The sequence below is a fragment of the Fimbriimonadaceae bacterium genome (assembly GCA_019638795.1).
In the GTDB taxonomy this organism is placed as follows: Bacteria; Armatimonadota; Fimbriimonadia; order Fimbriimonadales; family Fimbriimonadaceae; genus JAHBTB01.
On record JAHBTB010000006.1, the window covers coordinates 137,573 to 162,670 of the forward strand.

The window sequence follows — 25,098 nt, forward strand, 5'->3', positions numbered from 1 at the left end:
CTACGTATCGACGGGAAGGTTCGTACCGCCGGGTATACCCGTGACGGGTCCTTTTGTGGGCCGATGGCCTGTAACCGTCCGGGGTCTGGCCGTCGTCTGAATCAACAGAGTTAGCGAAGGACCTTCGCGAGGGAATCACTTTGAAGAAATCGTTGGTTGTGACAGCCTTGGCAGCTGCGGTGGTGGGTACGGTCACCCTCGCAGTCGCCCAAGACTCCAAGAACTCGCCGCAGCCTCACTCCGGGCCGGCCGAGACGGGCCTGTTGGGAATCTCCCTGTATGACCCGGGCCTCAAGGTCATCAAGAAGTTCGGCTCACCTGACCAGATCATCGGCTTGGCCACTTCGGGCCAGGCGGTCGGTGGCGCGCCGAGTGGCGGCGGAGCCCCGGGGCGAGGCGGCCCGGGAGCCGCTGGCGGCGGTGCCCCGTTCAAGGGTGGTGCGGGTGGACGAGGCGGTGCGCCGGCGTCTGTCGAAGCCGACTACGACCGTCCCGGACCTCTGGGTGCGTCGGTGATCGGGGACCCGTTCGGTGACGCGGACACCTTTTTGCAGGGCCGCCCGCCCGGAATGCCGGGCGTCCCCGCCGGGTTCGGCCCCCCGCCAGGCGCGGGCCAGGGCGGACCGACCAGCGGTGGGCCGCCGAACGGCCAGTTCGGTGCCCCTCCGGGAGCCAACAAGGGCCGTGGTGGCGCGGCGGGCGGCGGAGCCCCGAGCCTCGGTGGCGGCGCCAGCAGTGGCGGCGCAGGCACCAGGGTCTTCTTCACCCGTTGGGTCTATAAGCGCGACAACAGCCGCTATGCGTTTGTGCTCGACAAGTTCAACCGCGTCGTGCAGATCGAAGCGATCGCCCTTTCAAACCCCAAGGTCAAGACCAAGCGGGGACTGGGCTTTGGCTCGACGTTCGCCCAGTTGATCCAAAAGCACAACGCGCCGGACGGGTATGAGATCAGCGGCGACAGCCTCGTCGTCCGCTACCTCGTGCGCGACCACGTCGCGTTCCGCTTGTCGCGCATCACGCCGAACAAGCCGCAGCGGGTGACGGGCATCGTCGTCGCCGCCGGCAAGGCTTGATCGCAGACCGTGGCCGACGATCTCTCTGAGATCCGAAGGCGGATCGACATTGTCGACCTCGTCGGCCAGCGTGTCACCCTCAAGAAGGCGGGAAAAAACTGGAAGGGTCTCTGTCCGTTTCACAACGACAGAAACCCTTCCTTTAATGTTTCTCAGGAGCTCGGAAGGTACAACTGCTGGTCCTGCGGGGCCAAGGGCGACATCTTCAACTGGGTCATGGAGACCCAACAGGTTGATTTCGCCGAGGCGCTCCGCATCCTTGCCAAGCAGGCGGGAGTCACCCTTTCGGGGCGCGGCGCACCCAAGGACAAGAGCCGTGACGACCGGCTCGACGCGGCCATGGTCGACGCCCAGACCTTTTTTGTCAAGCAACTCCATGGCTCGGCCGAGGCACGTGCCTATGCCCAGGGACGGGGCCTCGCCGCTGAAGTGTTGGCCCACTGGGAGGTGGGCTATGGCCCTGCCGACGGCGACCTGCTCGCCCGCCAGTTGCAAAAGCAGGGTCACCAACTCGCCGAATGCCGTGAGTTGTTCCTCGTCGACAAGGACGCGGGAGGCGGCTACTTCGACCGGTTCCGGGGCCGGCTCATGTTCCCCATCCGCGACGACCGGGGCCGGCTCGTCGCCTTTGGCGGCCGGACTTTGGGGGCAGGCGACCCCAAGTACATCAACAGCAGCGACACCCCGCTCTACAGCAAAAGCCGCGTCCTCTATGGCCTCGACAAGGCCAAGCACGCGATGGCGAAATCGCGGGTGGGGGTCTTGGTCGAGGGGTACCTGGACGTCATCGCCTGCCACCGTGCGGGGGTGACCGAGGCCGTCGCCAGTCTGGGGACGGCCCTGGCCGACGACCATGTCAAGTTCTTGAAGCGGTGGTGCGACCGGGTCGTCGTCCTCTATGACAGTGACGCGCCGGGGCAAAAAGCCGCGGAACGGGCGGCCGACCTCCTCCAAGCCGCCGGACTCGGCGTGAGGGTGGCGATGATGCCGCAGGGCGAAGACCCTGACACATTGCTGAAGACTCAAGGGCCGGCGGCGGTCGAGAAGGCGGTCGAGTCGGCCATGCCCGCCGTCGAGTTTCGGCTTTGGTTAGTCCGCCAGCGGTTCAATGTCCACGAAGACGACTTTTGGACGGCCGCCTACGCTGCCTTGGCCACCGCGACTGACGAGCTGGAGATCGAGCGCTATGCCCACGAGCTCGGGGGGAGCTATCCGGGGACAAAGGACCGCCTCGCCGCGAAACAGGCGATCAAGCGCCAGGTTTCAAGACTGCGCCGACCCGTGGGACAAGAAACGGGCCGGCGCCGGGCCACGGGGCCGAGGGCACCGGGCACCGGCCTTTCCGGGCCCGAACAGGCGGTGTTTCTCGGCCTCTTGGGGCCGACGACGAAGAGCGAGGCATGGCACGCCCTGGCCGAACCCGACCTCTTTGTCACCGGAGCGGCCGAGGCGGCGGCCCAAGCCCTCCTGGCCGCCTTTCCGTCAGGCCCCCCAGAGGGACCCGCCGTCGACTGGGTGCCGTCCTTGCCCGACGGCCCGGCCCTCGAACTGATGTCGCAAATCTATATGGGCGAGTCTGCCCCCCTGACGGGGGCGGTGCTGGAAGACGCCTTGGCCTCGCTACGCAGCAAGCGCGAGGCGCGGGCCGCGCGGGAACTCTTGGACCGCACGGGGGAGCCAGACGACCAGGCGTTGCGAGACTTTTTCGAGCGGATGCGCAAACTGAAGGACGTCCAAGAGCACCCCGAGGCTTGACGCCACCCGCGGGCTCCCTCGGTGGATTTGACGAGTTCTTGATATATTTGACTGACTCACGAACAACTTCCAAAACCCGTTGTATCCTGGATTCGGGCCACTGGGCCCAGGTGGTATTGGTGTTAGAAAACAAGGGAACAGCGAGCGCGAAACGCGCCGCCGAGCCCCCTGTCCCGGGCATTTTCGCCGATGACCGGGAAGTCGGAGACGTCACAAGGGGCCTCGACGACACAGTGCGGATGTGGTTGCAACGAATCGGCCAGATCCCACTCTTGACCGCAGAAAAGGAACGTGACTTGGCCCAAGGCGTGGCCGAAGGATCGCAGATGTGCCGGGCGATGCTCATCGAGGCGAACCTGAGGTTGGTCGTGAACATCGCGAAGAGGTTCGCGGGGCGCGGCGTCTCCTTACCCGATCTCATCCAGGAGGGCAACATCGGCCTGATGCGGGCGGTGGAGAAGTTCGACCACACGCGCGGCTTCCGGTTCAGCACGTACGCGACGTGGTGGATCCGGCAGTCGGTCAGCCGGGCGGTCTATGACCAGGGGCGCACGATCCGTGTGCCTGTCCACGTCGCCGAGGGCATCAGCAAGGTGCTTAAGGTGCAGGGACAACTGGCCCAGGAACTGGGCCGGGAGCCTACCGACGAAGAGGTCGCGGTCAAGGCCGGCTTGGACTTGGAACGAGTCCGAGCGCTCGTGCAGGCGATTCCCGACGCGCTTTCCCTCGAAAGCCCGCTGGGAGAGCAGGAGGAGGGCAGTTTGGCCGACCTTGTCGGCGACCGGGGCGAGACGTTTGAACTGGACTTTGACCGGCAGACCCTCGTGGACGCCTTGCAGGGTCTCGAGCCTCGGGAACGGGAGCTGATCATGCTGCGTTACGGGTTCAACGATGGGGTGCCCCACACCCTGGAGGACGTCGCCCGTCACCTGAACGTCACGCGCGAACGGGTCAGACAGATCGAGCAAAAGGGGCTGAAGAAACTGAAGTGCCCGACGGTCGCCGACGCCTTACGGGCCCGGCTGTGCGTGTAGGCCGAACGGAAAATTGCTGTCGCGAGGGCCAAGGACAAACGGTTCGCACCGCTTGGGTTCGCACCACTTGGCCTCGTCGAACTCAGTGCCGTCGAAGTGACGGATGTCAGCGCCAAGTTCGCGCAAGATGAGGATGCCTCCGGCCGCGTCGTACAAATTGACCCGGCCGGCGGTCATCGCCCGGATTGTCTGCATGGCGACAAAGGCCGCCTCGACGACGAACGCGCCGAGGTGACGGACTTTGCCGGGGAGCTTGGCCGGGAGCTTGCGGAGGTCGGTGTGCCCGAAAAGCTCCTCTGGCCGCACTGGGCCGGGTGGGACGGGCGGCAGTCTTTCACCGTTCTTGGTCGCTCCGCCGCCCTCCGCGGCAGAAAGGAAACACCCCAGGTCGGGCATGTCCAAACAACCGACCCGGAGCCGACCGCCGTGGAGAAAGGCGACGGTCACCCCCCACAAGGGCTGGCCAAAGCGGTAGTTCGACGTGCCGTCGATGGGGTCGAGCAACCAGAAGCCTTGGTCGGTCGGGGGAGAGAATCCAAACTCCTCACCCCAGAACCCCGCCCCCGGCGTCAGTTTGAGGAGTTCCTCGCGGTAGAAAGCCTCGACCTCGCGGTCACCGTTGGTGACGACGCTTCCGTCCGGCTTGATTTCCGGCACTAGTCGCTGGCGGGCTTGCAGGGCGATCTGCGAAGCATGTCGGGTAAGGGCCTCGGTCTCCTTTTGTAGCGCGTCCCAATCACCCACTCCCTAGATTATGGCCCTTGGGCCTGGTCCCCGGCCCGGCCTTGCACCGACAATGGTGAGGAGGTATCCTGCGTAGCTCACGTGGACGGCGGGCGGGAGTAGCTCAGTGGTAGAGCATCTCGTTGCCAACGAGAGGGTCGCGAGTTCGAATCTCGTCTCCCGCTCCAAGAACCGACGGTTCTTGGCAGACATCGCCCCGTCCCACCAGGGTTGAGTAGATCCCCTGGCTAAGTTCCTCGAAGGCCGTCCTACGGCGCGAACAGGGCGTCCGCGGCCATCACGCTTTGAGTCTCACCGTCAATGGAGCAGATGAGGCGGCCGTCCGGGCCGACGCCGATCGCCACCGCCCTTTCGCCGGTGGCAAGTTGGTAGACCTTTCCCGGAGTGTCGTCAAAGATGCGCCAGATCGGTTGGAGCACCGACCAGTCAGTCGGTTCGGGCATCGAACGGACTGAGTCGAGGAGGCGTTGTAGGGCTTTGGCCGGGTCGACCGCGTGGCCGCGCTCAAGGGTGAGGCTTGTCGCCGTCTCGCGGAGGTCGCCGTTGAACTCTTCTTGGTTCAAGTTGACCCCGACGCCGACGACGGGCACCTTCTGACCCGCCGGGCTAGGAACAAGCTCGGTGAGGACTCCACCGACCTTTTTCTGTTTGATTGTCAAATCATTCGGCCAGCGAAGTTGAGTATGGAACGTCCCTGCCGCCGCGAGGGCGACCATCATCCCGACCAGCCACGGTTCAGGATGTCCGGCGTACTCGTGGAAGACAAAGCTGGCGGTCAGGGAGTCGTCGACGCCTGATTGCCACTCGCGCTGGAACCGCCCGCGCCCGCCGGTTTGGTGACGGGCCCAGACGACGGCCGTCCCCGTGTCGCCGTCCTTGATGAGTTGCTCAGCGATGTCTTGGGTCGATCCGACCACGGCGAGTTCCTGGACCCCACCGGGCAGCATCATGCGCCGAGGACCCCAAACTCAAGGTGGACAGACAGGGCCGGGGCGGAGTGGGTGAGGGCGCCGACGGAGACAAAATCCACGCCGGTCTCGCCGATGGCCCGGACGGTCTGCAAGGTGACGCCGCCGCTTGCCTCAAAGAGGGTCTTGCCCTTGTGCCGACGGACCGCTTCGGCCATGTCGGCAAGGGTCATGTTGTCCAGCATCACTATGTCGGCTCCGGAGGCGACTGCTTCGGCGACCATATCGAGGTCGGCGCACTCGACCTCGACCATGGTTCCGGGGGAAAGCCCTGGGCGTACGGCCGCCAGCGCTGCGGCGATGGATCCGGCCGCCTGCAGGTGGTTGTCCTTCAACATCGCCATGTCGTAGAGCCCGACACGGTAGTTCGTGCCCCCGCCGCAACGCACGGCGTATTTTTCCATATGACGGAGCCCCGGGGTGGTCTTGCGGGTGTCCAGGAGACGGCAACCGGTGCCCGCCAAGGCCTCCACGTATCGCGAGGTCAGCGTGGCCACGCCGCCAAGGTGCATGAGGAAGTTGAGTGCGGTCCGCTCACGGGTCAGCAAGTGCCGGGCGTCGCCGTGTCCGCGCAGGAGGACCGTGCCAGGGCCGACGGTGTCGCCGTCGACCTGGAGGACCTCGACGTCGCCGGGGCCAAGGACGGCGGCCGCCGCCCCGATGCCACAGGCGACCCCTGGTTGTTGGACTTCGACGTACCAGTCCGCCGAGGTGCCGGGAGGGACGGCGGCCGCCGAAATGTCGCCGGTGCCGATGTCTTCGGCGAGGGCTATTTCGACCAAGGTGCGCCAACCTTCTGGTTCGGGAAGCGACCAGCCGGAGGTCATTCGTTGACCACGTCCACGCCGCACCGGGCGGCCAGCTCTTCGATCAAGGTGGAATAGGGGACTTCCATGCCGTTGCGCACCCAGCCTACCGGAACCTTGACGTGTCCGGCCAGCAAGTGGGCGACCGGCTTGATCGTGATGCTTCCGCCGTCGCTGACGACGACGAACTTGTCGTTGCCTTTGGCCACGATCTTTCTCACTTGGGCGTAGTCGACTTTGCTCCGGCGGACAATGTCGACGGCCTCGAAGCCGGTGTCGTGGAGGATGTACTCGGTCTGGCCCGCCTGGGCCTGGACAATGTCACCGGCGGCTCCCTTCGTCAGTTCGAAGGCGGCGCTGGCGGCGAGTTTCAGGCCCTGGACCACGCCCTGCTCGGTCGCCCGCTTGGCCACCTGGCCACCCTTGTGGAACCCGCTCCGCCGTGCGCTTCGGCTTTCCATGCCGAACCAATGGAGGATGTCGACGGGGCGATAAGAGGTCGTGGCCATGGGCTAGCTCGATTATGGGTACGGAGTCCGCGAAAGGGAGGTTCTCACCATTAGGCACTGACGGCCTCTTCGAGGCGCGACCGCAAAAAGGTGGCCCGATGGCGGTCGGCGGTCGCCGTGTCGGTGGTCCCGTGGACCTCCATGGTGGTCACCCAGCCGTCGACCACGCGGGGGGAGAAGTCAAAGCGGGGAAGTCCGGCGGAAGCGGCCCAACGCACCCACCCGAGCACGCGCAGGGCGTCGGCCAGTCCGATCGTGTTGGCGGTGATCGCGGCGTTGACCGCGTTGAGGGTCGTGTCGGCAAGGGAGAGGCGGCTGACTTCCCGGCGGGCCATCCGTTCCTCGTTCAGCAGGTATTCGCATGCCCCGGTGAACTCCGGGGGGGTGCCTCGGGTCGCGCTGACCTGGAAAAAGGCGCCGACCGCGCGGCTCGACTCACCGTAGAGACCGCGGACGACGATCCCCCAGACCGTCAACGCCCGGACCACCGCACCAAGCTTCTTCGTGTGGGCAAGGCCGATGAGGTGGAAGAGGGCAGATCGCCGTGTCCCTCCACCAAGGTTACTTGGTGATGTCGTCAGGGAACCAAAAGATACGGTGTCCATAAAGGCGAGGTTTTGGCTGAGGTGCTTGAGAATGATCGCCGCCGACTGTTCGGCGTGGGGACCGGACCAACCCGCCGTGAGGGCTTGGAGTCGGACGTGGTCCTCTTCGTTGACCATCAACGAGACCGTCCTCCCTTCGTCCAGCAGGATGGTGCGGCCTAACCCTTTGTGATCGAACTCCGGGGAGATGAGTCGGCTTCCTAACAAAAAATCACGTTCTGCTTCGCTGAGCTTGCCGAGGGCGGTGAGTCGCGGGTCGCAGCCGGCGACTCCGGCGCGGACGGACGACTCCACGGCGCGGAGTTGGTCTCCGGTGCAGGCGTGGGGGAAGGGGTAGCCCCTTAGGTTGCGCGCGTGGCGCACCCGTGTGCTCAGGACGACGTCGACATGGGGGGCGTCCGGATGGAGCCAGGCGGGCGGAGGCATGCTCCGCAGCACCATCTTCTTCCAAGACTCGCTTTGCGGTTCACCCGCCATGGCCGTCACGCAAGGTCGCAGGCCCGGTAGGCGGCGATGACTTTTTGCTCGCCCTCCTTTCCGGGGACAGAGTTGCCGTGCTCCATGCCGAAGACGCCGGTATAGCCCTTGCCGGCGATATGGGCGAAAACGTTGCGGTAGTTCACTTCTCCAGTCCCCGGCTCGTTGCGGCCTGGGTTGTCCCCCACTTGGAAGTAGGCGATCTCGGAGTAGGCCAAGTCGACGTTGGGGATGAGGTTCCCTTCCTCGATCTGCATATGGTAGAGGTCCATCAGCACCTTGCAGCTGGGAGACCCGACCGCCTTGCAAATCATGTAGGCCTGAGGCGTTGTGTGCAGGAACAGTCCCGGGTGGTCGTGCCGGTGGTTGAGGGCTTCCAGCACCATGACAAGTCCGGCCGGCTCGCAGACCTCGGCCATCGCCTTGAGGCAGTCGACGACATTGGCGGTCTGGTAGTCGTGATGGAGCCGCAGGTCGTAGAGTCCGGGCACGACGGTGCACCACTTGGCGTTGACCCGGCGGGCAGTTTCCAGGGCCTTGCGCATCTCACCCTGAAGGAACGTCCAGGTGTCCTTGCCGCCGGTCGCATAAAGGGGCTTTCCCCATTCGGCGTGGGCGACAAAGACGCCCATGGTGATCCCGAGGTCACCCATCGCTTTGCCGATCCTCTCCTGCTCGGCAGGGGTCCGGCCCATCATGCCGTTGTCCTCCCAGCCGTGGAACCCCTGGTCGGCGGCGAACTTCAACTGGTCGACCGGATCGTCACCGGCATGGTGGCGGAACATCCCGAAGTGGGGGGAGAACTTGAGTTTGAACTTGGCGGCAGGCATCGTCATCGGCTCCGAAGCAAAGGCACGGCCGGTCGCCAGGCCGGCCGCAAGGAGCGGCGCGGCCTGGACGATCTGCCGACGGGTGGGGCGGAGGCTCATTCCACCTGGTACTTGCCGGGCATCGCCACGTCAGGCACGGGAAGCGGGCCCATCTTCAGGTCGGTCGGCATCGTGCTCTTGGTGCCCAGCGCCTGCTCCCAGGTGACGACTTGCCCGCTGTAGGCGGCCAAGCGCCCAAGGATCGCGGTGAGGACCGACTCGGCGACTTGTCGGCCTTCATTGAGCGGCTTGCCGTCCATGATCGACTTGACGAGGTCGGCGTGCTCCAGGACGTAGGGGTTGGGAAGCTTCTGCTTCGTGTCCCAGCGGTAGGGGCGTGCGCCGGTGATTTCGACCGGTGACTTGTTGAAGGCCTCCGAACTGCCGACGCCCTTGGTGCCGTTGATCCGCTCGCTGACGTTGCTCGGCGTCCCGTCCTGCTGGCGGCAGTAGCTGTGCATCCGCGACCCGTCGGCAAAGGTGTATTCGACGGCGAAGTGGTCGTAAATGTGGCCGTAGGCGGGGTCGACCCGTGTCTGGCGCCCGCCGAGGGCGACGGCCTTGACCGGGTGGGCCTGCTTGGCCCAGAGGCACACGTCCAGGTTATGGATGTGCTGCTCGACGATGTGGTCGCCGCTGAGCCAGGTGAAGTAGAGCCAGTTGCGCAGTTGCCACTCCATGTCGCTCCAGCTGGCCTGTCTGGGGTGCATCCACAGGCCGCCCTGGTTCCAGTAACAGCTCATCTCAAGGATCTCGCCGATGTCGCCGTTGTGGATGCGCTTCATCATCTCCTTGTAGCCAAGGTCGTGGCGACGCTGGGTGCCTGCAACGACGGCAAGGTTCTTGGCCTTCGCCTTTTCCGAGGCCTCGAAGACCTTGCGGATACCGTATCCGTCCACCGCCACCGGCTTCTCCATGAAGATGTGCTTACCGGCGTCGACGGCGGCTTCCAGGTGCCATGGTCGGAAACCGGGCGGGGTCGCGAGGATGACGATGTCGCAGTCGGTCTTGAGCAGCTTCTGATAAGCGTCGAAGCCGGTGAACTTGTGGTCGTCGGCCACCTTCACCCGGTCCTTCATCGCCTCCTTCAGGTTGTTGTAGGAGCCCTCCAGTCGGTCGGGGAAGACGTCGGCCATCGCGTGGAGCACCGAGTTCGGGCTCGCGGTGAGGTGGTCGACGACGGCGCCGCTGCCGCGACCGCCGCAGCCGATGACGCCGATCTTGAACGTCGCTGCGCCGGGCGTCTCGGCGAACACCATGCTGGGGACAGTCAGGGCCGCACCAGTTGCGGCGGCAGTTTTCAACACTTCTCTACGGGTCAGGTCATGGGACATGGTCGTGATTCTTTCCGGATTGTCAGTCTAGTTCTTCGAGGGGGCCTCTTCGCAAACGAGCCGCATGCCGGGGAAGTCGGCGTCGCTGAGCCACCATTTGCTCTTGGGAATCTGCGGGTCGCGCTCCTGCCACTCGATCGTGTAGGGTTGGCGCGTCATGAAGTTGACGTCGGCGGCTGAGTCGCGGAACGAGCCGCCACAGACAATCTCGCGGCCGTCCGTCGTGTCGACCCACTCGGCCGCGTTACCGAAGACGTCGTGGATGCCCCAGGCGTTGGGGGCCTTCTTGCCGACCGGGTGGGTCTTCTCGTTCGAGTTCTCGACAAACCAACCGACGTCCGTCATTTTGGCGGGCAACTTGTCTGAGCCTGCCTGGGCGAGGTAGACCCATTCGGCCTCGGTAGGCAGTCGGTACTTCCTCCCTGTCCGCTTGGACAGCCATTCGCAGAAAGTCTTGGCGGCGTTGTGGGTGACGCAGATCGCCGCGTACCCCGCGTGGCCGAACCCATAGTCAGGGGGCAGGTAGGGCTTGCTAGGGCGGGACTTGGCGTCCGTCCCGTTGGTCTGCTCCTCTTTGGTCAGGTCGAGACGGTAGGTCCAGATGTCGTACATGTCCCACGTGACTTCGGTTGTGCTGACCCACAGCGGCTTGATTTCGTACTTCTTGCCGTCCACGGTGACGCTGCCGCCGGGGGTCTTGGCCATGTCAAAGGCAACGAGAGTGCCTGGTATCTTCTGTTGGGCCACTTCGACGCGCAGGGGCGCGTGGGTCGGGGTGGTGGCGAGGACGAGACCGAGGAGAATGTTCATCGTTACGGCTGCCTTATTGTGGCCTTATTTGGCCCTTGGGGACTCGGGCGTCGAGCACCGGTACGCCCAGGTGCACATGGGCATGCGGGTGGACGTCACGGTCTACTCTGGTTCGACGGCCCAAGCTGACGCTGCGGCACGGGCGGCCTACCGGCGATTCGCTGAGATCGACGCGGTCTTTTCCGATTACCGGCAAGACAGCGAGGCGAAGAAATTGATGGCTCAAGCCGGCAAAGGGCCCCAGCCCGCCTCCGCGGACATGGTCCGCGTCCTCCGGATGGCCGAGCGTGTCAGCGAGGCGTCGGACGGGGCGTTCGACGTGACGGTCGGGCCGCTGACACAGCTTTGGCGGCAGTGTCGGAAGACACTACGGCTTCCCGACCCGGAGACCCTTGCGGCGGCGAGGGCCTTGGTCGGCTACAAGATGGTGCATGTCGGGGACCACACCGTCACTCTCGACAAACCGGGGATGAAGCTGGACTTCGGCGGGGTGGCCAAGGGATACGCCTGTCAGGAAGCGCTGCGGGCGATGCGACGGGAGGGCGTCGACCAAGCCCTGGTCGTCGCCGGCGGCGACATGGCGATGGGCGACCCGCCGCCAGGCCAGAAGGGCTGGCGCGTGGAGATTGTCGGTCGGCCTGGACATGTGGAGCTGCGCAACTGCGCGGTGTCGACGTCAGGGTCGACCGAGCAGTTCGTCGAGATCGACGGCGAGCGGTACTCGCACATCGTCGACCCGCGCACCGGCCTCGGCGTGCGGCACCGTACCCAGGCGACCGTGGTGGCCGACAGCGGCCTCACCTCCGACCCGCTCAGCAAAGTGGTCTGCCTGCTGGGGCGTGAGGCCGGCGGCAAGATCGTCCGTCGGTTCGGTGCACGGGCGTCGGCGGTCGAACGCAAGTAGCGGGTCCGCAACCCCGCCGGGGTAGCAGGCATAATGGACGGGTATGAAGGCACCGATCTTCGCTCTAGCAGGGTGCGTGGCCGCCGCATTTCTGTTCGGTTGCGCCGAGAAGCCCGAGCCCGCGGCATCCGGCGAGACCACCAAGCAACCCGAGGCGACCAAACCCGCCGAAGCCCCGAAACCCACCGAGGAGGCGACCGGCAAGCTCCCGACCGAACCGAAGGACGGAGAGGACGTCGCCGTCATCGACACCGACAAGGGCAAGATCGTCTTCATGTTCTATCCGCAAAAGGCGCCAAAGCACGTGGAGAACTTCAAGGAGCTCGCCAACGCCAAGTTCTACGACGGCGTCAGGTTCCACCGGTGCATGCCCGGCTTCATGATCCAGACCGGTGACCCCCTGAGCAAGGACACCGGCAAGTACGACATGTGGGGCACCGGCGGGAACATGGTCGACGGCAAAGAGAAGTTTGTGCCCGCCGAGTTCACCGACATCCACCACGCCCGCGGCATCGTGAGCATGGCCCGCGCGAACGACCCGAACTCGGCGAGCAGCCAGTTCTTCATCGTCACCGACAACGCTCCGACCCTTGACGGAAAGTACTCGGCGTTCGGATGGGTGGTCTCGGGCATGGACGTCGCCGACGCCATCGTCAAGACGGGGCCCTCCGACCCGAACGAGAACGGCAAGGTCAAGAAGGACGACGCGGTCACGGTCAAGTCAATCAGGATTGAGAAATGGCCGGTCAAGTGATCGCTCTCCTTCTCGCCGCCCTGGCTGTCGCGGCCATGGCGGGTGGGCCGTCGACGGACGAACCCAAGGACACCGACGAGGTGGCCGTGCTGGAGACGGCCAAAGGCAAGATCATCCTCGCCTTCAACCCGGAGTTCGCGCCAAACCACGTCGAGAACTTCAAGTCACTCGTCAAGGAGGGCTTCTATGACGGCACCCGGTTCCACCGGTGTATCGCCGGGTTCATGGTCCAGGGAGGCGACCCGCAGACGAAGGATCTGGAGAAGGCGCGGATGTGGGGCACGGGCGGCAAGATGGTCGACGGCCAACAGCGCTACGTCAAGGCGGAGTTCTCCGGCTTCAAGCACACCCGCGGCGTCTTGAGCATGGCCCGGAGCAGCGACCCGGACTCGGCGAGCAGCCAGTTCTTCATCATGGTGAAGGACAGCCCGTTCCTCGACGGCAAGTATTCCGCGTTCGGCCATGTCGTCAAAGGCATGGAGGCAGTCGACGAGATCGTCAAGACGGGCGACGTCAATAACAACGGTGCGGTCAAGCCGTCCGAAGCCGTCGAGATCAAATCGGCCAAGCTCATGACTTGGGCCGACGCCAAGAAGACCGGCTGAGAAGCCCGACCGACAAGATGGCAAGGGTCTGCCCGCGCTGCGCCAAGGAGAACCCGGACGACGCCCGGTTCTGCTCGAAGTGCGGGCTAGATTTTTCTCAAGTCGTTGAAACCGGCCCGACCACGGAGACGCGGTTCTGCCACTGGCACCCACGTGAGGCGACCAACCTGGCCTGTGGCCGTTGCGGACGCCCGGTGTGCACCAAGTGTGTCGTCCTCGGCCCGGCCGGCCCCAGGTGCCGCGAGTGCGCCCGCTCGAACGTCGCCGTCCGCCCTGCCGCCGTCCTCTACTCGCTGAGCCAGGGTCTGAAGGGGGTGCTCCGTCAAGGGCCCTACACAATCTGGATCTGGGTCGTCGTCGCCAGCATGCTCTTCGGCATGGTGCGCGGGTGCATGGGCCTGTTCGGGCGGGAAGGGCCCCAACGTCAACCCGCGTCAGAGCAGACCCAGAGCTTTAACGACCGCCCGTCCCGCGAGTAGGCGGCCAACCGACCCGGATCGTCTTCTCCGCGCTGGTGTGGTCGTGCAGGATCGCCCGGTGGGCCTCCATGAGGTCCTTTTGCGACAAGATGCCGACAAGTTTGCCCTCGTGGTTGGTCACGGGTAGGCGACCGACTTCGTGGGCGGCCATCAGGTCGGCGGCGTCGCGCAGGGTGGCGTCTTCGCCGATCGCGATGGACGTTCCCCGGCTCAACTCCAGAAGGTTGGACTCGACGGGGAGCCGTTCGTCGGCGAGGTCGTGCCTGGTGATGAGGCCGACCACCGAGCCGGACCGGTCGACGACGGGGTAGGCCCCGTGCTTGGCGCACGGGCCCAGCTGGGAAAGGGTCTCACGAGCCTCGGAGAGCGGTACCCAGGCGGGCAGCGAGACGACGTCCCTCGTGCAGGCATGGCCGACGGTGACGCTGGACATACGGTCCGCGACAAAGCCCTGGGGGACGTACACCCCGCGCTTGGTGATCTTCTCCGTCATGATCGTGTCCTTTGACAAGAGGAAGGACACGAGGTAGCTGACCGTACAGCAACAGAGCAGCGGCAGCAAGGCTTCGGGCCGTCCGGTGACTTCGAGGGCGAAGACGATCGAAGTCAGAAGGGCCCGCGACGCCCCACAGAACAGGGCGGCCATGCCGACCAAAGCGGCCAGCCGGGGGTCGATCCCCCACGCCACGCCGACGGTCGTGCCGGCAAACGCCCCAAGGCAACCGCCGATCGTCAAGAGGGGGGCCAGGGTGCCGCCCGATGTGCCGCTACCCAGGGACAGGGCCCAGGAGACCAGCTTGGCAAGGCACAGGGTGATGAGCACCGGGCCGACCAGGCGGCCGTTCAGGACGTCGCTGATGTTGGAGTAGCCGACGCCCAGCGTCCGCGGGGCAAAGATGCCGACCACGCCGACGGCGAGGCCGCCGATGGCCGGCCACAGGGACCAGTGGAGGGGGAGGTGCTCAAACGCCGCCTCGACGCCATAGACGAGCTTGGTCACACCGACGGCGGCGAGACCGACCACGAGTCCCAGGCCAAGATAGAAGATCATTTCCTCGCCGCCGATTTGGCCAAGGGCGGGCATCGCGAAGACGGCACCGGGAGGAAAGAGGATGGTGCGCATGGTCCCCGCCGCGACGCAGGCCAGGCCGACGGGCACGAGAGTGCGGGGTCGGAACTCGAACAAAAGGAGCTCGACGGCGAGGAGCAGGGCCGCGATGGGGGTGCCGAAGATGGCGGTCATACCGGCCGCCGCACCGGAGGCCAGCAGAGTCTTCCGCTCTAAGGCGGTGGTGTGAAGCAACTGGCCGACGATAGAACCGAGGGCCCCGCCCGTCGCGATGATCGGGCCTTCGGCGCCGAACGGGCCACCGGTGCCGATCGCGACGGCGGCCGAGACCGGCTTCAGGATCGTCATTTTCGGCGGGATCCTGCTTTCGTTGGTCAGGACCTGCTCCATTGCCTCCGGGATGCCATGGCCGCAGATGGCCCGAGAGCCGAACTTGGCCATCAGCCCGACGATCAGGCCGCCGATGACGGGGACGACGGGCAACAGATATCCGAGATGGTTGCCTGATGGGTCCGTGTTTTCCAGGGAAAACTTGCCGAAAAAGGCCAAGTTTGTGATGATGGCGATGAGGAGGACAAGAATTTTCGCCGTGCCCGCGGCGAGGAGGCCTACGAGGACCGCTGCGACTGACACCAGGACGGTCCGAGGCTCAAAGTCACCCGTCCCGGTGGACCGGTACCACGGCGCCGCTTTGCCGTTAGAAGATTGATTCACCAATTCATTATGTGAATGTGGCGTGACCCCTATCGGGACAGGTCGCGCCAGGTGGCCTATCGGATCGGCTCGAGGAGCATCTCTTTCGTGTAGATAAAGTCCTCGCGCTCATAGTTGGCCAGTTCGAAATCCTTGCGGAGGACAATCGCCCCGGTCGGGCAGGCGTCTTGGCAATACCCGCAGAAGATGCAGCGGAGCATGTTGATCTCGTAGCGGTGGGAATAACGCTCGCCTGGCGAGAACCGGGCCTCGTCCGTGTTTTCGGCGGCCTCGACGTAGATGCACTTGGCCGGACATGCGCCCGCGCAGAGTGAACAGCCGATGCACCGCTCCAGACCAGAGTCGTACCGGGTCAGGACGTGACGCCAGCGGGTGCGCGGAAACTGCTCGCGCCGCTCTTCGGGGTATTGGACGGTGACCTTTTCTTCCTTGAGCCGGCGTGCGGTGATGCCGAAGCCGGCGACGATCGGTTGGGCGACGTCGCGGAAGATGTCGAAGCTCACGCCTTCACCTCGCCCAGTTCGCGGGGCTTGAGTTCCAGGATGGACATCGACTTGTTCGACTTCATGGCTTGGTGCTTGATCTTGTTTTGCAGTTTGATGACGGCATACATGAGGGCGTCGGGAGACGGCGGGCACCCGGGCACATAGATGTCGACCGGCACCACTTGGTCGGCACCTTGGACAATCGCGTAGTTGTTGTACACCCCGCCCGAGGACGCGCAGGCGCCCATGCTGATCACCCACTTCGGGTCGGGCATCTGGTCGTAAATCTGGCGGAGCACCGGGGCCATCTTCTTGCTCAGCCGGCCCGCGATGATCATCACGTCGGCCTGCCGCGGGGTCGCCCGGAACGCCTCGGAACCAAACCGGGCCAAGTCGAACCGCGAGGCGACCGTCGCCATCATCTCGATGGCACAGCAGGCCAAGCCGAACGTCAGCGGCCACAGGGCGTTGGCCCGGGCTTGGTTAAAGAGAGTGTCCAGGGTGGTGACGACGACCGCCCCGCCCTTTTCGGTGTCACCGATCACGGGGGTGCTGGAATCGTGCAGGACAAGGGTCTCGACGCGCTTGGGCATGGCCTGCCCCTGATTCTATCCGATCCTCAGGCGTCTCATTGGCAAGGTCTGCCGTGGCGGTACTTCACTACGCCCCATTCCGGGGCCCGCTGACCCGCCATACTGGACGGCTAGATGCGGTTAGAGACCGTGGTCCGGCGGATCGCCGGACAAGACGCCTTGGCCCAAGTCGGTTCGGGGGAATCCCTGAAGGTGATGTGGACCTCGCTCTGCAGCGAGGCCCGTCCTGCCGTCGTGTCCGCTATTCTGTCTAATTTAGGCGGCCCAACCCTTATCATAGCAGCAAACTACGACCGAGCCCTCCAATGGCAGGCAAGGCTCGGCCTCTACGGCATTCCCCGCGACGAGATCCTTTTGTTGCCCAGCGGCCAGTCCGCCTTGTTCGAGGACTCCGCGCCCGAGACCGTCGCGCTCAGCGACCGGATCGGCGCCCTGCGCGCCCTTGCCCAAGGTGGCCGGTGCGTGGTGATCGCCACGCCTCAAGCCGCGTTGGAGCGCACGCTTCCACTCGAAGTTTTGCAAGACAGCTTCATTGAACTCAGCGTCGGATCGACCGCCGACGTCATGGGGGTGGTGGACGGCTTGGCCCAGATGGGCTACGAGCCCAGCGAGCCGGTGCGGGTGCCCGGACAGTACAGCCGGCGGGGCGGCATCATCGACGTCTTTGCCATGGGAGGTGACCGGCCCGTCCGGGTCGAGTTCTTCGACGACCAGGTGGAGAGCCTGCGCTACTTCGACCCCATCAGCCAGCGCAGCCTGGCCGACGTGGAGCGGCTGGTCGTCGCGCCGAGCCGGGAGACCGTCTTGCCGACCGCGGGCTCGGGCATTGAGGAGATGGTCGAACGGGCGGTGGCGATGGAGGCGGCCGAGCTACCAGCCGAGGCGGCGCGCACCCTGGAAGACGCGGTCAGGGGTGATCTTCGCGCCATCCGCCAGCGCGTCCACTTCGACCGTCTCGACCTCTATCGCCCGCTCGTCCAGCCGGACTCTGGGTGCGCCGTGGACATTTTGGGCGACGACGGACTGCTTGTCCTGGACGAGCCGATCGAACTGGACGCGGTGGCGACCCGGGCGGAGGAAGAGTTGCGCGGTGCCCTTGAGGCCCGGACCAAGCGGGGCGAGATCCTCAAGGCGACGCCGAACGACTATGTCGTCGGGGTCGAGCGGTTCGGCGGGGCACGCCGGGTCGTGGCCCTGAGTGGAATGGACGGGGCGCCGTCCTGGTGGGAGCAGGACGAGGTCCACGAATGGGGGGCACAGTCGTTGCAGCCGTACCGTGGTCAGGCCGTCGCCTTGACCCAAGCGCTCAAGAACTGGATTGACGAGGGTCTGACGGTCGTGCTGGCCACCGACCAGCCGATGCGCGCGAAGAGTGTGCTGGGCCAGGTCGAGATCTATCCCGTGGAACTCGACGAGGCCGACGACCCGTGGCGGCCCGGTGTCGTGATGACCGAAGGGAACCCCGCTGGCGGGTTCATTCTGCCCGGCCTCGGATTCGCCGTCTTGACCGACCACGAAGTTTTCGGTGTCGGTCGATTGAAGCTTGCCCAACGCAAGTTCAGCGACGGTGTCCCGGTGGCGACCGTCCTCGACCTCAAGCCTGGCGACTATGTCGTCCACATCAACTTCGGTATCGGCGTCTACCAGGGCCTCGTGCGCCGGGTTGTGGAGGGCGTCGAGAAGGAGTTCCTCCACATCGAGTACAAGGCTCCTGACCGCCTGTTTGTGCCGGCGGACCAGTTGGACCGGGTCCAGAAATACATGGCACCGGGCGACGCCGTCCCCAAGGTCAACCGGCTGACAGGAGGTGACTGGCAAAAGGCCGTGGGAAAAGCACGGTCAGAGGCCCGGGAATTCGCCCGTGACCTCATCAAGCTCTACGCCCAGCGCAAGGCCGTCGAACGGCCGAGCTACGGGCCGGACTCTCCGTGGCAGGTGGAGATGGAGCAGACGTTCCCGTGGCAAGAGACCCCGAGCCAAATGTCGGCGATCAAGGACGTCAAGCGCGACCTGCAGACCGACTACCCGATGGACCGGCTTGTGTGCGGTGACGTCGGCTTCGGGAAGACCGAAGTCGCCGTGCGTGCCGCCTTCAAGGTGGCCCAAGCCGGGAGGCAGGTCGCCGTCCTGTGCCCGACCACGATCCTGAGCGAGCAGCACTACCGCAACTTTACGGAGCGGCTGGCCGCGTTTCCGACCCGCCTCGCTCTGCTCAACCGGTTCACCCATGCCAAGGAACGAGCGAAGATCCTGCGCGATGTGGAGAAGGGCGAGGTCGACATCTTGCTCGGCACCCACGCCCTCCTCAGCGACGAGCTGAAATTCAAAGACTTGGGCATGTTGATCATCGACGAGGAGCAGAAGTTCGGGGTGAAGCACAAGGAGGCGCTGAAGCAGATGCGCGTCAACGTGGACGTCCTGAGCATGTCGGCCACGCCGATCCCGCGGACTCTGAGCATGGCGATGATGAACATCCGCGAGATGAGCCTGATCAACGACCCCCCGCCGGGGCGGCTGCCGGTCAGAACCTTTGTGAGGCCTTACTCGGGAGAGGTGGTCCGCGAGGCACTCCTGCGCGAATTGGCCCGGGGCGGCCAAATCTACTATGTTTATAACCGTGTCGAGGGCATCTATCATATAGCCGAGAGGCTGCGCCAGTTGGTGCCGACAGCGACGATCGCAGTGGCCCACGGGCAGATGCACGAGAAGGAGTTGGAGCCGGTGATGGTCGGCTTCATCAAGGGCGAGATCGACATCCTTGTGTCGACCACGATCGTCGAGAACGGCCTGGACATCCCCAACGCCAACACGCTGATCGTCGACAATGCCGACTTTTTCGGCCTTTCCCAACTCTATCAATTGCGGGGGCGTGTCGGACGAAGCGACCGCCAAGCCTATGCCTATATGCTTTATCAGGGGGCGAAGAGTCTCACGGAAAACGCCACGGGCCGCCTGCAGGCTTTGGCTGAGTTCAGCCACTTAGGGAGTGGCTATTCGCTTGCCTACCGCGACTTGCAGATCCGTGGGGCGGGTGACATGCTCGGGGCGAAGCAGAGCGGACAGATGATGGCGGTCGGATACGACCTCTACACCCAACTGATCGAAAGCGAAGTCCAGTTTCTCAAGACCTATGCGGACGGTGACCCTGCCGACGCGTTGCTCGACCCCTTGGCCGGGCTTGAGCCATTGCCAAGCTTCGACCTTCCCGTCCGCGCCCTGATCCCGGAATCTTACGTGGACGACCAAGGCCAACGGCTCTACTACTACCAAAAGTTGATGTCTTGCCGCGACGGTGCGCAACTCGAAGCGACTCGGGAGGAGATGGAAGACCGGTATGGCCATATGCCTGCCGAAGTCCACGCCGCGGTCAAGGTCATGCGGTTACGGCTGGCCGCACGGGAATTGAAGATTGAGAAGGTCGATGGCAATCAAGGTCGCCTTGCCGTGACGTTCCGCGGTGGCCCACCGCATCCGCGTGTCGTACCCATAATGCAACAACGGCACCGTGAGGTTTACCTGAGTCAAGACCGGTTGATCTGGCCGTTTAGCACCGACGCGGTCACCGTCGCAGAGACATTGGTCACCGAACTCAAAGACATCAATGAGCTGCTCGAAAAGCAGCGCGAGAGCCTCTTGGCAAACCGATAAACCCACAAGGACAATTACTGGTTATCGTGGGCATCAGGTAAACGGACTGGGCCCAAGTCTTCATTACTTCATCAATACTTGGTCTGTTTCGGCGACTCCCCGTCGAAAGGAGATTCTTGTGAATAAAAACACCCTTGTTGCCGCCTTGGCGGCTGTGATGATGACGACGATGGCCCACGCCTCGGACACGATCTATTCGAACGCCGCCGGTGGCGACGCGTTCACGAACGCCGGCTCGTCCGCCGCCAACCTCTTGCTGACCCACACCGGCTCTGCCGGCGAGGTCTTCACCTACCGCGAGACCAAGAACAACGGCCTGGTCGGTGTGAACACGGTCAACCCACGCTCTGGCAACGGCTCCGTCCAGATCAAGCTCGACGGGACGCCGGGCGGCAAGTCCGAGATCGCCATGAGTGCCGACTTCTCCGGGGCCGGCGACAGCCTTGGCGTGCTCGGTGGCATCGACGAGTTGAGTTCGTTCAAGACCGACGCGCTGACCAACTCTTCGTCGGTCGCCGGACAGGCTCCGATTGTCCGCCTCGAGCTGTTCAGCTTCGATGACGGTGGTTCGTCGAGCTACGGCCAGCTCATTTATGACACCAGCTGGGCGGGTAACGACCCGGCGTTCACGTTTGGTTCGTGGACGACCCTGGACTTCCTCGGCAACGCGAACGACTTCTACTTCCGTGGGACAAGTGGGCTCGCCTCCCGCTATGGCGCGGCCGAGATGTCGCTCAGCCAGTGGCTGACCACGCTGAACGGCAAGGGCTACGGCGTTTTGAGCATGAACGCGGGCATGGGCACGGCGGACATGACCTACGACGGTGCCGTCGACAACTTTGGCCTCGGGTTCGGCGGTAACGACAAGGTCTACAACTTTGAATCCGTTCCGGAGCCGTTCTCCATGGTCGGTCTGGCGTCGGTCGGCCTTCTGGCCCTCCGCCGCAAGGCCAAGAAGGCGTAAAGGTTCTCCAGCGGAGCGCCATCCATACGACGAGGGCGGGCCCGGCATCGACCGGGCCCGTCCAATCTTTTTGTGCGCCCGGGATTGACCGTCCGGAATGAAGCGCCGATAATTGCCACAGGATGGCGCGGAGGGCGTTTACCTTGGTCGAGTTGCTGGTCGTGATCGCGATCGTCGCGATCTTGGCGGCGTTCCTGTTCCCCGTGTTTGTCAGCGCGCGCAACGCCGCTTACCAGATGTCGGCCAGTCGGTCGTCGAAGGACGTCATGTCGGCAATGTCGCTCTACTTGGGAGACTGCGACGACGTGTTCCCCCTCGCCATGTACATGCAGCCGGACGGGTTGATGACGTGGTTTGGCAAGGGAAACCTGTCGGGCGACAGCAAGTTCGACACGACCAAAGGGGTTCTCAGCGCCTACATCAAGGGGCACATGGGCGGTGACCACGCCCTGATGGCCAAGCCCTATCTGGGTGACGACGTCGGGCTTGGCTACAACTACGGCGTCATCGGCAGCGACTTTCACATCACGGGCGACTACAGCCAGTTTCCCAATTGCAAGGGCGCGGCACGGGGCACCGAGCTCAGCGACCCCTCGCAGACCATCGTCCTCGCCACAAGTGCGTTCTACAACGCCCGGTGGCTGACCGACGGCGACGGTCAGAAGTACCAGTTCAACTTCATCGACCCGCCGAGCGCTTGGCACGGCAACCCGAACGTGGACTTCCGTCACATGGGCAAGTTGGTCGTGGACGAGTCGGCCCGGCAGGTCTCACCGACCGGTAACGCGATCGTGGCCAACGCAGACACCAGCGTCCGGGTGATGCCGGTGGGCGCGTTCAAAGAAGAGATGTTCTGGCGCCTGCGCCAGCCTTGACCGCCTGACCGGTCAAGGTCGGCGAAGGCCCGCCATATTGCCGTCCCCGCAAGACGGCCAGACCGGGAATGCCTCGAATAAGGACGCACGGAAGCGGGGGAACACCTGACCCCGAAGACACCGACGCCAGAGAGCCCCAAAAGAGAGGAGCAAGCCCGACACCTACTCCCGCTCCGTGCCGTCCTGAAAGGTGGCAGCTATGGCATCCGAGCAGCAAGCCCGCCCCGCCGACGTCAACGAAATCCTGATGGAGATGACCCAGTTCATGGCCACCCTGGCCTGGCAAAAAATGGGACTTCAACCGGACATGGTGACCGGAAAGATTGAGAAAGACATCCGCCAGGCAAAGTTGGCTGTGGACGTCGCCACGTCTCTGTCCAGCCACCTAGAAGCGCAACTCGACGACGACGACAAGCGCCAGATCCGGAACATGGTCAGTGACCTACGGATCAACTACGTCCAGCAAGCCGGGGAGAGTGGGTCGTGAACCCGGCGACTTCCCATGCCGGGCAGCATGACCGGTTGGTCGCGTTCTTGTCCCAATATTCCGAACTTGTCGAGGTCATCCGTGACGCCGTCCACTACGGGCCGACGCCGAGCCTTGAAGGGCGGTACGCCGACTTGCGGGCCTGGTTGCAGGCCCACTACAGTGACCTGCGTCCGCTGATCGACGCCCACTTGGCGCCGGCGGGTGACCCGACCGGCCTTGCCGGGGCCAGACTGGACCCGTTCGAGGGGGTGTGGGGGGTTCCGACCCTGGACAACCTCGTCACGGTGCGCAGCGACCTGATGGCCAGGCTCGACTGGACGCGGCGGGCTGTCGAAGCGTCGGTGAGCGGGCCGCAACCCGTCCACTAGGGATGTAGAATGGGGCGCGATGCGGCGCCCTTGGCACGATGTCGATTTCTCCGCGGTGGTCGCTTGTTGGCGGAGGTTCTATCCCGAGCGCTACTGGGTCGACGAAGAGTTGGTCCGCCGCCAGACCATCGACCACCCTCTGTTCGATTGGGGGGCTTCAAGTATCGAAGTGGAAGGGGACCGTGTCGTCGCCTTCCTCGCCGCCAAGCAGACGGCGGCGTCGCTTTTCAAAGGCCCGAACCCCGACCAAGCCCATATCAATGCGATGGGGTTCGACGACCCCGTCCGTATGGTCGATCTGATGGCCTGGATGAAGTCCACTCTGCGCCAGCGCGGGGTCGGCCGTATCGCCTTCGGCTCGGACCACGGCCATTTCTTTCCCGGAGTGCCCGAAGACTGCCCGCGCCTCGTGTCGTTCCTCGAGGTCGAAGGCTTTGACTTCTCGGGAGTGGCCTACGATGTCGAGCGGGACATGAAGGATTACGTCACCCCAGACTGGGCGGTCGAGCCCTTGGCGAGACCGGACGTGCGTGTATCCCCTTGCGCACCGGAAGATGTCGAAGACTTGGACACCTTCCTCCTGCGCGAGTTCCCCGGGCGCTGGCGGTACGACGTCATGGCCAAGGCGGCGGTCGAGCCGCACGAGGTCCTGTTGTTGTGGGTCGGGGACTCGGTGGAAGGCATGGCCTACACCCAGAGCTGGGAGTCGGCCAAACCCAACTCTGGGTGCGTGTGGCGGCACGACTTGGGTGACAAGTTCGGCGGGCTCGGCCCGATCGGGGTCAGCCAGCGCGTCCGCGGCCAGAGGCTCGGGCACGCCCTTCTCGGGGCCGGGTTGACCCATCTTCGCGACCGAGGGGTCGAGCGTTGCCTCATCGACTGGACCGGCTTGCTCGACTTCTATGGTGCCCACGGATTCGAGAAGGCACGCACCTATAACTACGCGTCGCTTGCCCTGGCCTGACCGACTTCGCCCGTCCCCGGTATCCTGTCGGGGCACATGAAGCTCCACGAGTACCAGTCCAAAGACCTCTTGGCCAAGTACGGCGTCCCTGTCCCCGGAGGACGCGTGACCAGCGACCCGACTGAGGCGACGGCGATCGCCCAAGAGTTCGGGGGCAAGGTCGTCGTGAAGGCGCAGGTGCTTATGGGCGGTCGCGGAAAGGCAGGCGGCGTCAAGCTCTTTGACGACGCGGCGGCGGCGGGGGCGTTCACGAAGGAACTGATCGGCAAGAAGCTCGTCAGCATCCAGAACCCGGCCGGCATGGTCGTCGAAAAGGTGCTGGTCGCCGAGCAGATCGACATTGCCGAGGAGTACTACCTCTCGGTCCTCCTTGACCGGGCGGTGCAAAAGCTGGTCGTCATGATCAGCAAAGAGGGTGGGATGGAGATCGAGGAGGTCGCCGCGACCAAGCCGGAGGCCATCGTCCGGCTTCACGTGGACCCGGCCTGGGGCTTGGCCGATTTCGAGGTGCGCGACGCGGTGCGCCGCGCCAACATCCCCGCTCCGGCCCAGAGGCAGATGGTCGCGATGATCAAGGGCCTCGTCCGGGCATACATCGAGAGCGACGCCGACTTGGTGGAGATCAACCCGGTGGCCCTGACACCGGACGGCAAACTGATCGCCGCCGACGCCAAGGTCAGCATCGATGAGAACGCCCTCTACCGCCACGCCGAGTACGAAGAGACCAAAGACGCCAGTGCTGAAGACCCCATCGAGGCCGAGGCGGCCCGCCGGGGCATCGCATACGTCCGGCTGCCGGGGGACATCGGCATCATCGGCAACGGCGCCGGCTTGGTCATGTGCTCGCTGGACGAGGTGACCAAGGCCGGCGGACGACCGGCGGACTTTTTGGACGTCGGAGGCGGGGCGCAGGCCGACCGGGTCAAAGCGTGTGTCGAACTCGTCCTTATGGACCCCGGCATCAAGGGCCTGTTGATCAACATTTTCGGCGGCATCACCCGGGGTGACCAAGTCGCCCAGGGCATCCTTGACGCCCTTTCGGAACTGGACGTCAAGATCCCCGTGGTCGCCCGCGTCGAGGGCACTGGCGCCGACAAGGCGCTGAAGCTCCTTGAGCCCACCGACATCATTGGTGCGGCGACCATGCAGGAGGCGGCCGAAAAGGTCGTCGCCGCGGCGTACGCGTAGCCTCGCACCGGCCG

25 protein-coding genes and 1 tRNA gene are annotated in these 25,098 nt (G+C 64.6%); 15 read left to right on the top strand and 11 right to left on the bottom strand.

Annotated elements, in window-relative coordinates; translation table 11 throughout:
- Positions 1-179 precede the first annotated feature (179 nt).
- The 3 genes from KF857_09065 (at position 180) to KF857_09075 (ending at position 3,862) form a co-directional block, all read left to right on the top strand.
- Complete coding sequence (locus KF857_09065; protein ID MBX3112146.1) at positions 180-1,073, top strand: hypothetical protein; 894 nt, start codon at positions 180-182, stop codon at positions 1,071-1,073.
- Between the two features lie 9 nt (positions 1,074-1,082).
- Entirely contained in the window at positions 1,083-2,828 is a 1,746-nt protein-coding gene (dnaG, locus tag KF857_09070; GenBank protein ID MBX3112147.1) for a DNA primase, read from the top strand.
- 239 nt (positions 2,829-3,067) lie between these two features.
- Complete coding sequence (locus KF857_09075) at positions 3,068-3,862, top strand: sigma-70 family RNA polymerase sigma factor (protein MBX3112148.1); 795 nt, start codon at positions 3,068-3,070, stop codon at positions 3,860-3,862.
- Here KF857_09075 and KF857_09080 read toward each other — a convergent pair.
- Positions 3,839-4,606 (bottom strand): inositol monophosphatase family protein, encoded by a 768-nt coding sequence (locus KF857_09080; GenBank protein ID MBX3112149.1) that lies wholly within the window; start codon positions 4,604-4,606, stop codon positions 3,839-3,841. The two genes, KF857_09075 and KF857_09080, sit on opposite strands and share 24 nt — an antisense overlap.
- A gap of 92 nt (positions 4,607-4,698) precedes the next feature.
- On the opposite strand from KF857_09080, the gene KF857_09085 reads away from it, so the two are divergent.
- A tRNA-Gly gene (locus KF857_09085) sits at positions 4,699-4,773 on the top strand.
- 81 nt (positions 4,774-4,854) lie between these two features.
- On the opposite strand, the gene KF857_09090 is transcribed toward KF857_09085, so the two are convergent.
- From KF857_09090 to KF857_09120, 7 genes are read right to left on the bottom strand one after another with little or no spacing between them, the layout of a single operon-like run.
- Entirely contained in the window at positions 4,855-5,556 is a 702-nt protein-coding gene (locus KF857_09090) for a biotin--[acetyl-CoA-carboxylase] ligase (GenBank protein MBX3112150.1), read from the bottom strand.
- Positions 5,553-6,401, bottom strand: coding sequence for a carboxylating nicotinate-nucleotide diphosphorylase (gene nadC / locus KF857_09095; GenBank protein ID MBX3112151.1), 849 nt, complete (start codon positions 6,399-6,401; stop codon positions 5,553-5,555). The genes KF857_09090 and nadC overlap by 4 nt, the downstream gene beginning before the upstream one ends.
- A complete protein-coding gene (locus KF857_09100; GenBank protein ID MBX3112152.1) occupies positions 6,398-6,889 on the bottom strand; it encodes a hypothetical protein in 492 nt (163 codons plus the stop codon). Before KF857_09100 ends, nadC begins: the two co-directional genes overlap by 4 nt.
- 50 nt (positions 6,890-6,939) lie before the next feature.
- Positions 6,940-7,971: a hypothetical protein gene (locus KF857_09105; GenBank protein ID MBX3112153.1), complete on the bottom strand. Its 1,032-nt coding sequence runs from the start codon at positions 7,969-7,971 to the stop codon at positions 6,940-6,942.
- Positions 7,972-7,976: 5 nt separating this feature from the next.
- On the bottom strand, positions 7,977-8,900 hold the full coding sequence (locus KF857_09110; protein ID MBX3112154.1) for a TIM barrel protein: 924 nt from the start codon (positions 8,898-8,900) through the stop codon (positions 7,977-7,979).
- Positions 8,897-10,174, bottom strand: coding sequence for a Gfo/Idh/MocA family oxidoreductase (locus KF857_09115; protein ID MBX3112155.1), 1,278 nt, complete (start codon positions 10,172-10,174; stop codon positions 8,897-8,899). The genes KF857_09110 and KF857_09115 overlap by 4 nt, the downstream gene beginning before the upstream one ends.
- Positions 10,175-10,201: 27 nt before the next feature.
- Positions 10,202-10,984 carry an SUMF1/EgtB/PvdO family nonheme iron enzyme gene (locus tag KF857_09120; protein MBX3112156.1) on the bottom strand — a complete coding sequence of 261 codons (783 nt, stop codon included), beginning with the start codon at positions 10,982-10,984 and terminating at the stop codon, positions 10,202-10,204.
- Positions 10,985-11,012: 28 nt separating this feature from the next.
- Between KF857_09120 and KF857_09125 the strand changes: the two genes are divergently transcribed.
- Genes KF857_09125 through KF857_09140 form a run of 4 tightly spaced genes read left to right on the top strand, consistent with a single transcriptional unit; the run spans position 11,013 to position 13,726 of the window.
- Positions 11,013-11,888, top strand: coding sequence for an FAD:protein FMN transferase (locus KF857_09125; GenBank protein ID MBX3112157.1), 876 nt, complete (start codon positions 11,013-11,015; stop codon positions 11,886-11,888).
- 43 nt (positions 11,889-11,931) lie between these two features.
- Positions 11,932-12,642: a peptidylprolyl isomerase gene (locus KF857_09130; GenBank protein ID MBX3112158.1), complete on the top strand. Its 711-nt coding sequence runs from the start codon at positions 11,932-11,934 to the stop codon at positions 12,640-12,642.
- Positions 12,639-13,247, top strand: a complete 609-nt coding sequence (locus KF857_09135) for a peptidylprolyl isomerase (GenBank protein MBX3112159.1) — start codon at positions 12,639-12,641, stop codon at positions 13,245-13,247. The genes KF857_09130 and KF857_09135 overlap by 4 nt, the downstream gene beginning before the upstream one ends.
- Positions 13,248-13,264: 17 nt before the next feature.
- Entirely contained in the window at positions 13,265-13,726 is a 462-nt protein-coding gene (locus KF857_09140) for a zinc-ribbon domain-containing protein (GenBank protein ID MBX3112160.1), read from the top strand.
- Here KF857_09140 and KF857_09145 read toward each other — a convergent pair.
- The 3 genes from KF857_09145 to KF857_09155 are packed head-to-tail and all read right to left on the bottom strand — an operon-like array spanning position 13,701 to position 16,536.
- Complete coding sequence (locus tag KF857_09145) at positions 13,701-15,509, bottom strand: chloride channel protein (GenBank protein ID MBX3112161.1); 1,809 nt, start codon at positions 15,507-15,509, stop codon at positions 13,701-13,703. The genes KF857_09140 and KF857_09145 overlap by 26 nt on opposite strands.
- Before the next feature lie 56 nt (positions 15,510-15,565).
- Positions 15,566-16,012, bottom strand: coding sequence for an NADH-quinone oxidoreductase subunit NuoI (gene nuoI, locus KF857_09150; protein MBX3112162.1), 447 nt, complete (start codon positions 16,010-16,012; stop codon positions 15,566-15,568).
- A complete protein-coding gene (locus KF857_09155; GenBank protein MBX3112163.1) occupies positions 16,009-16,536 on the bottom strand; it encodes an NADH-quinone oxidoreductase subunit B in 528 nt (175 codons plus the stop codon). The genes nuoI and KF857_09155 overlap by 4 nt, the downstream gene beginning before the upstream one ends.
- Positions 16,537-16,701: 165 nt before the next feature.
- On the opposite strand from KF857_09155, the gene mfd reads away from it, so the two are divergent.
- From mfd to sucC, 7 genes are all read left to right on the top strand, one after another.
- Positions 16,702-20,235 (top strand): transcription-repair coupling factor, encoded by a 3,534-nt coding sequence (mfd, locus tag KF857_09160; GenBank protein MBX3112164.1) that lies wholly within the window; start codon positions 16,702-16,704, stop codon positions 20,233-20,235.
- A gap of 118 nt (positions 20,236-20,353) precedes the next feature.
- Positions 20,354-21,199, top strand: coding sequence for a hypothetical protein (locus tag KF857_09165; protein ID MBX3112165.1), 846 nt, complete (start codon positions 20,354-20,356; stop codon positions 21,197-21,199).
- Between the two features lie 122 nt (positions 21,200-21,321).
- On the top strand, positions 21,322-22,074 hold the full coding sequence (locus KF857_09170; GenBank protein ID MBX3112166.1) for a type II secretion system protein: 753 nt from the start codon (positions 21,322-21,324) through the stop codon (positions 22,072-22,074).
- Between the two features lie 199 nt (positions 22,075-22,273).
- A complete protein-coding gene (locus KF857_09175; protein MBX3112167.1) occupies positions 22,274-22,561 on the top strand; it encodes a DUF1844 domain-containing protein in 288 nt (95 codons plus the stop codon).
- Positions 22,558-22,932, top strand: coding sequence for a hypothetical protein (locus KF857_09180; protein ID MBX3112168.1), 375 nt, complete (start codon positions 22,558-22,560; stop codon positions 22,930-22,932). Before KF857_09175 ends, KF857_09180 begins: the two co-directional genes overlap by 4 nt.
- 19 nt (positions 22,933-22,951) lie before the next feature.
- Positions 22,952-23,896, top strand: a complete 945-nt coding sequence (locus tag KF857_09185) for a hypothetical protein (GenBank protein MBX3112169.1) — start codon at positions 22,952-22,954, stop codon at positions 23,894-23,896.
- Positions 23,897-23,932: 36 nt separating this feature from the next.
- Positions 23,933-25,084, top strand: a complete 1,152-nt coding sequence (gene sucC / locus KF857_09190) for an ADP-forming succinate--CoA ligase subunit beta (GenBank protein MBX3112170.1) — start codon at positions 23,933-23,935, stop codon at positions 25,082-25,084.
- The last annotated feature ends 14 nt before the right edge of the window (positions 25,085-25,098 follow it).

Excerpts from the sequence above, each read along its gene's own strand:
- KF857_09110 (MBX3112154.1), bottom strand. The coding sequence starts at position 8,900 with ATGAGCCTCCGCCCCACCCGTCGGCAGATCGTCCAGGCCGCGCCGCTC.
- KF857_09115 (MBX3112155.1), bottom strand. The coding sequence starts at position 10,174 with ATGTCCCATGACCTGACCCGTAGAGAAGTGTTGAAAACTGCCGCCGCA.
- KF857_09175 (MBX3112167.1), top strand. The coding sequence starts at position 22,274 with ATGGCATCCGAGCAGCAAGCCCGCCCCGCCGACGTCAACGAAATCCTG.
- sucC (MBX3112170.1), top strand. The coding sequence starts at position 23,933 with ATGAAGCTCCACGAGTACCAGTCCAAAGACCTCTTGGCCAAGTACGGC.
- KF857_09140 (MBX3112160.1), top strand. The coding sequence starts at position 13,265 with ATGGCAAGGGTCTGCCCGCGCTGCGCCAAGGAGAACCCGGACGACGCC.
- KF857_09185 (MBX3112169.1), top strand. The coding sequence starts at position 22,952 with ATGCGGCGCCCTTGGCACGATGTCGATTTCTCCGCGGTGGTCGCTTGT.
- KF857_09105 (MBX3112153.1), bottom strand. The coding sequence starts at position 7,971 with ATGGCGGGTGAACCGCAAAGCGAGTCTTGGAAGAAGATGGTGCTGCGG.
- KF857_09120 (MBX3112156.1), bottom strand. The coding sequence starts at position 10,984 with ATGAACATTCTCCTCGGTCTCGTCCTCGCCACCACCCCGACCCACGCG.
- KF857_09075 (MBX3112148.1), top strand. The coding sequence starts at position 3,068 with ATGTGGTTGCAACGAATCGGCCAGATCCCACTCTTGACCGCAGAAAAG.
- nadC (MBX3112151.1), bottom strand. The coding sequence starts at position 6,401 with ATGACCTCCGGCTGGTCGCTTCCCGAACCAGAAGGTTGGCGCACCTTG.
- KF857_09130 (MBX3112158.1), top strand. The coding sequence starts at position 11,932 with ATGAAGGCACCGATCTTCGCTCTAGCAGGGTGCGTGGCCGCCGCATTT.
- mfd (MBX3112164.1), top strand. The coding sequence starts at position 16,702 with ATGCGGTTAGAGACCGTGGTCCGGCGGATCGCCGGACAAGACGCCTTG.
- KF857_09170 (MBX3112166.1), top strand. The coding sequence starts at position 21,322 with ATGGCGCGGAGGGCGTTTACCTTGGTCGAGTTGCTGGTCGTGATCGCG.
- KF857_09090 (MBX3112150.1), bottom strand. The coding sequence starts at position 5,556 with ATGATGCTGCCCGGTGGGGTCCAGGAACTCGCCGTGGTCGGATCGACC.
- KF857_09100 (MBX3112152.1), bottom strand. The coding sequence starts at position 6,889 with ATGGCCACGACCTCTTATCGCCCCGTCGACATCCTCCATTGGTTCGGC.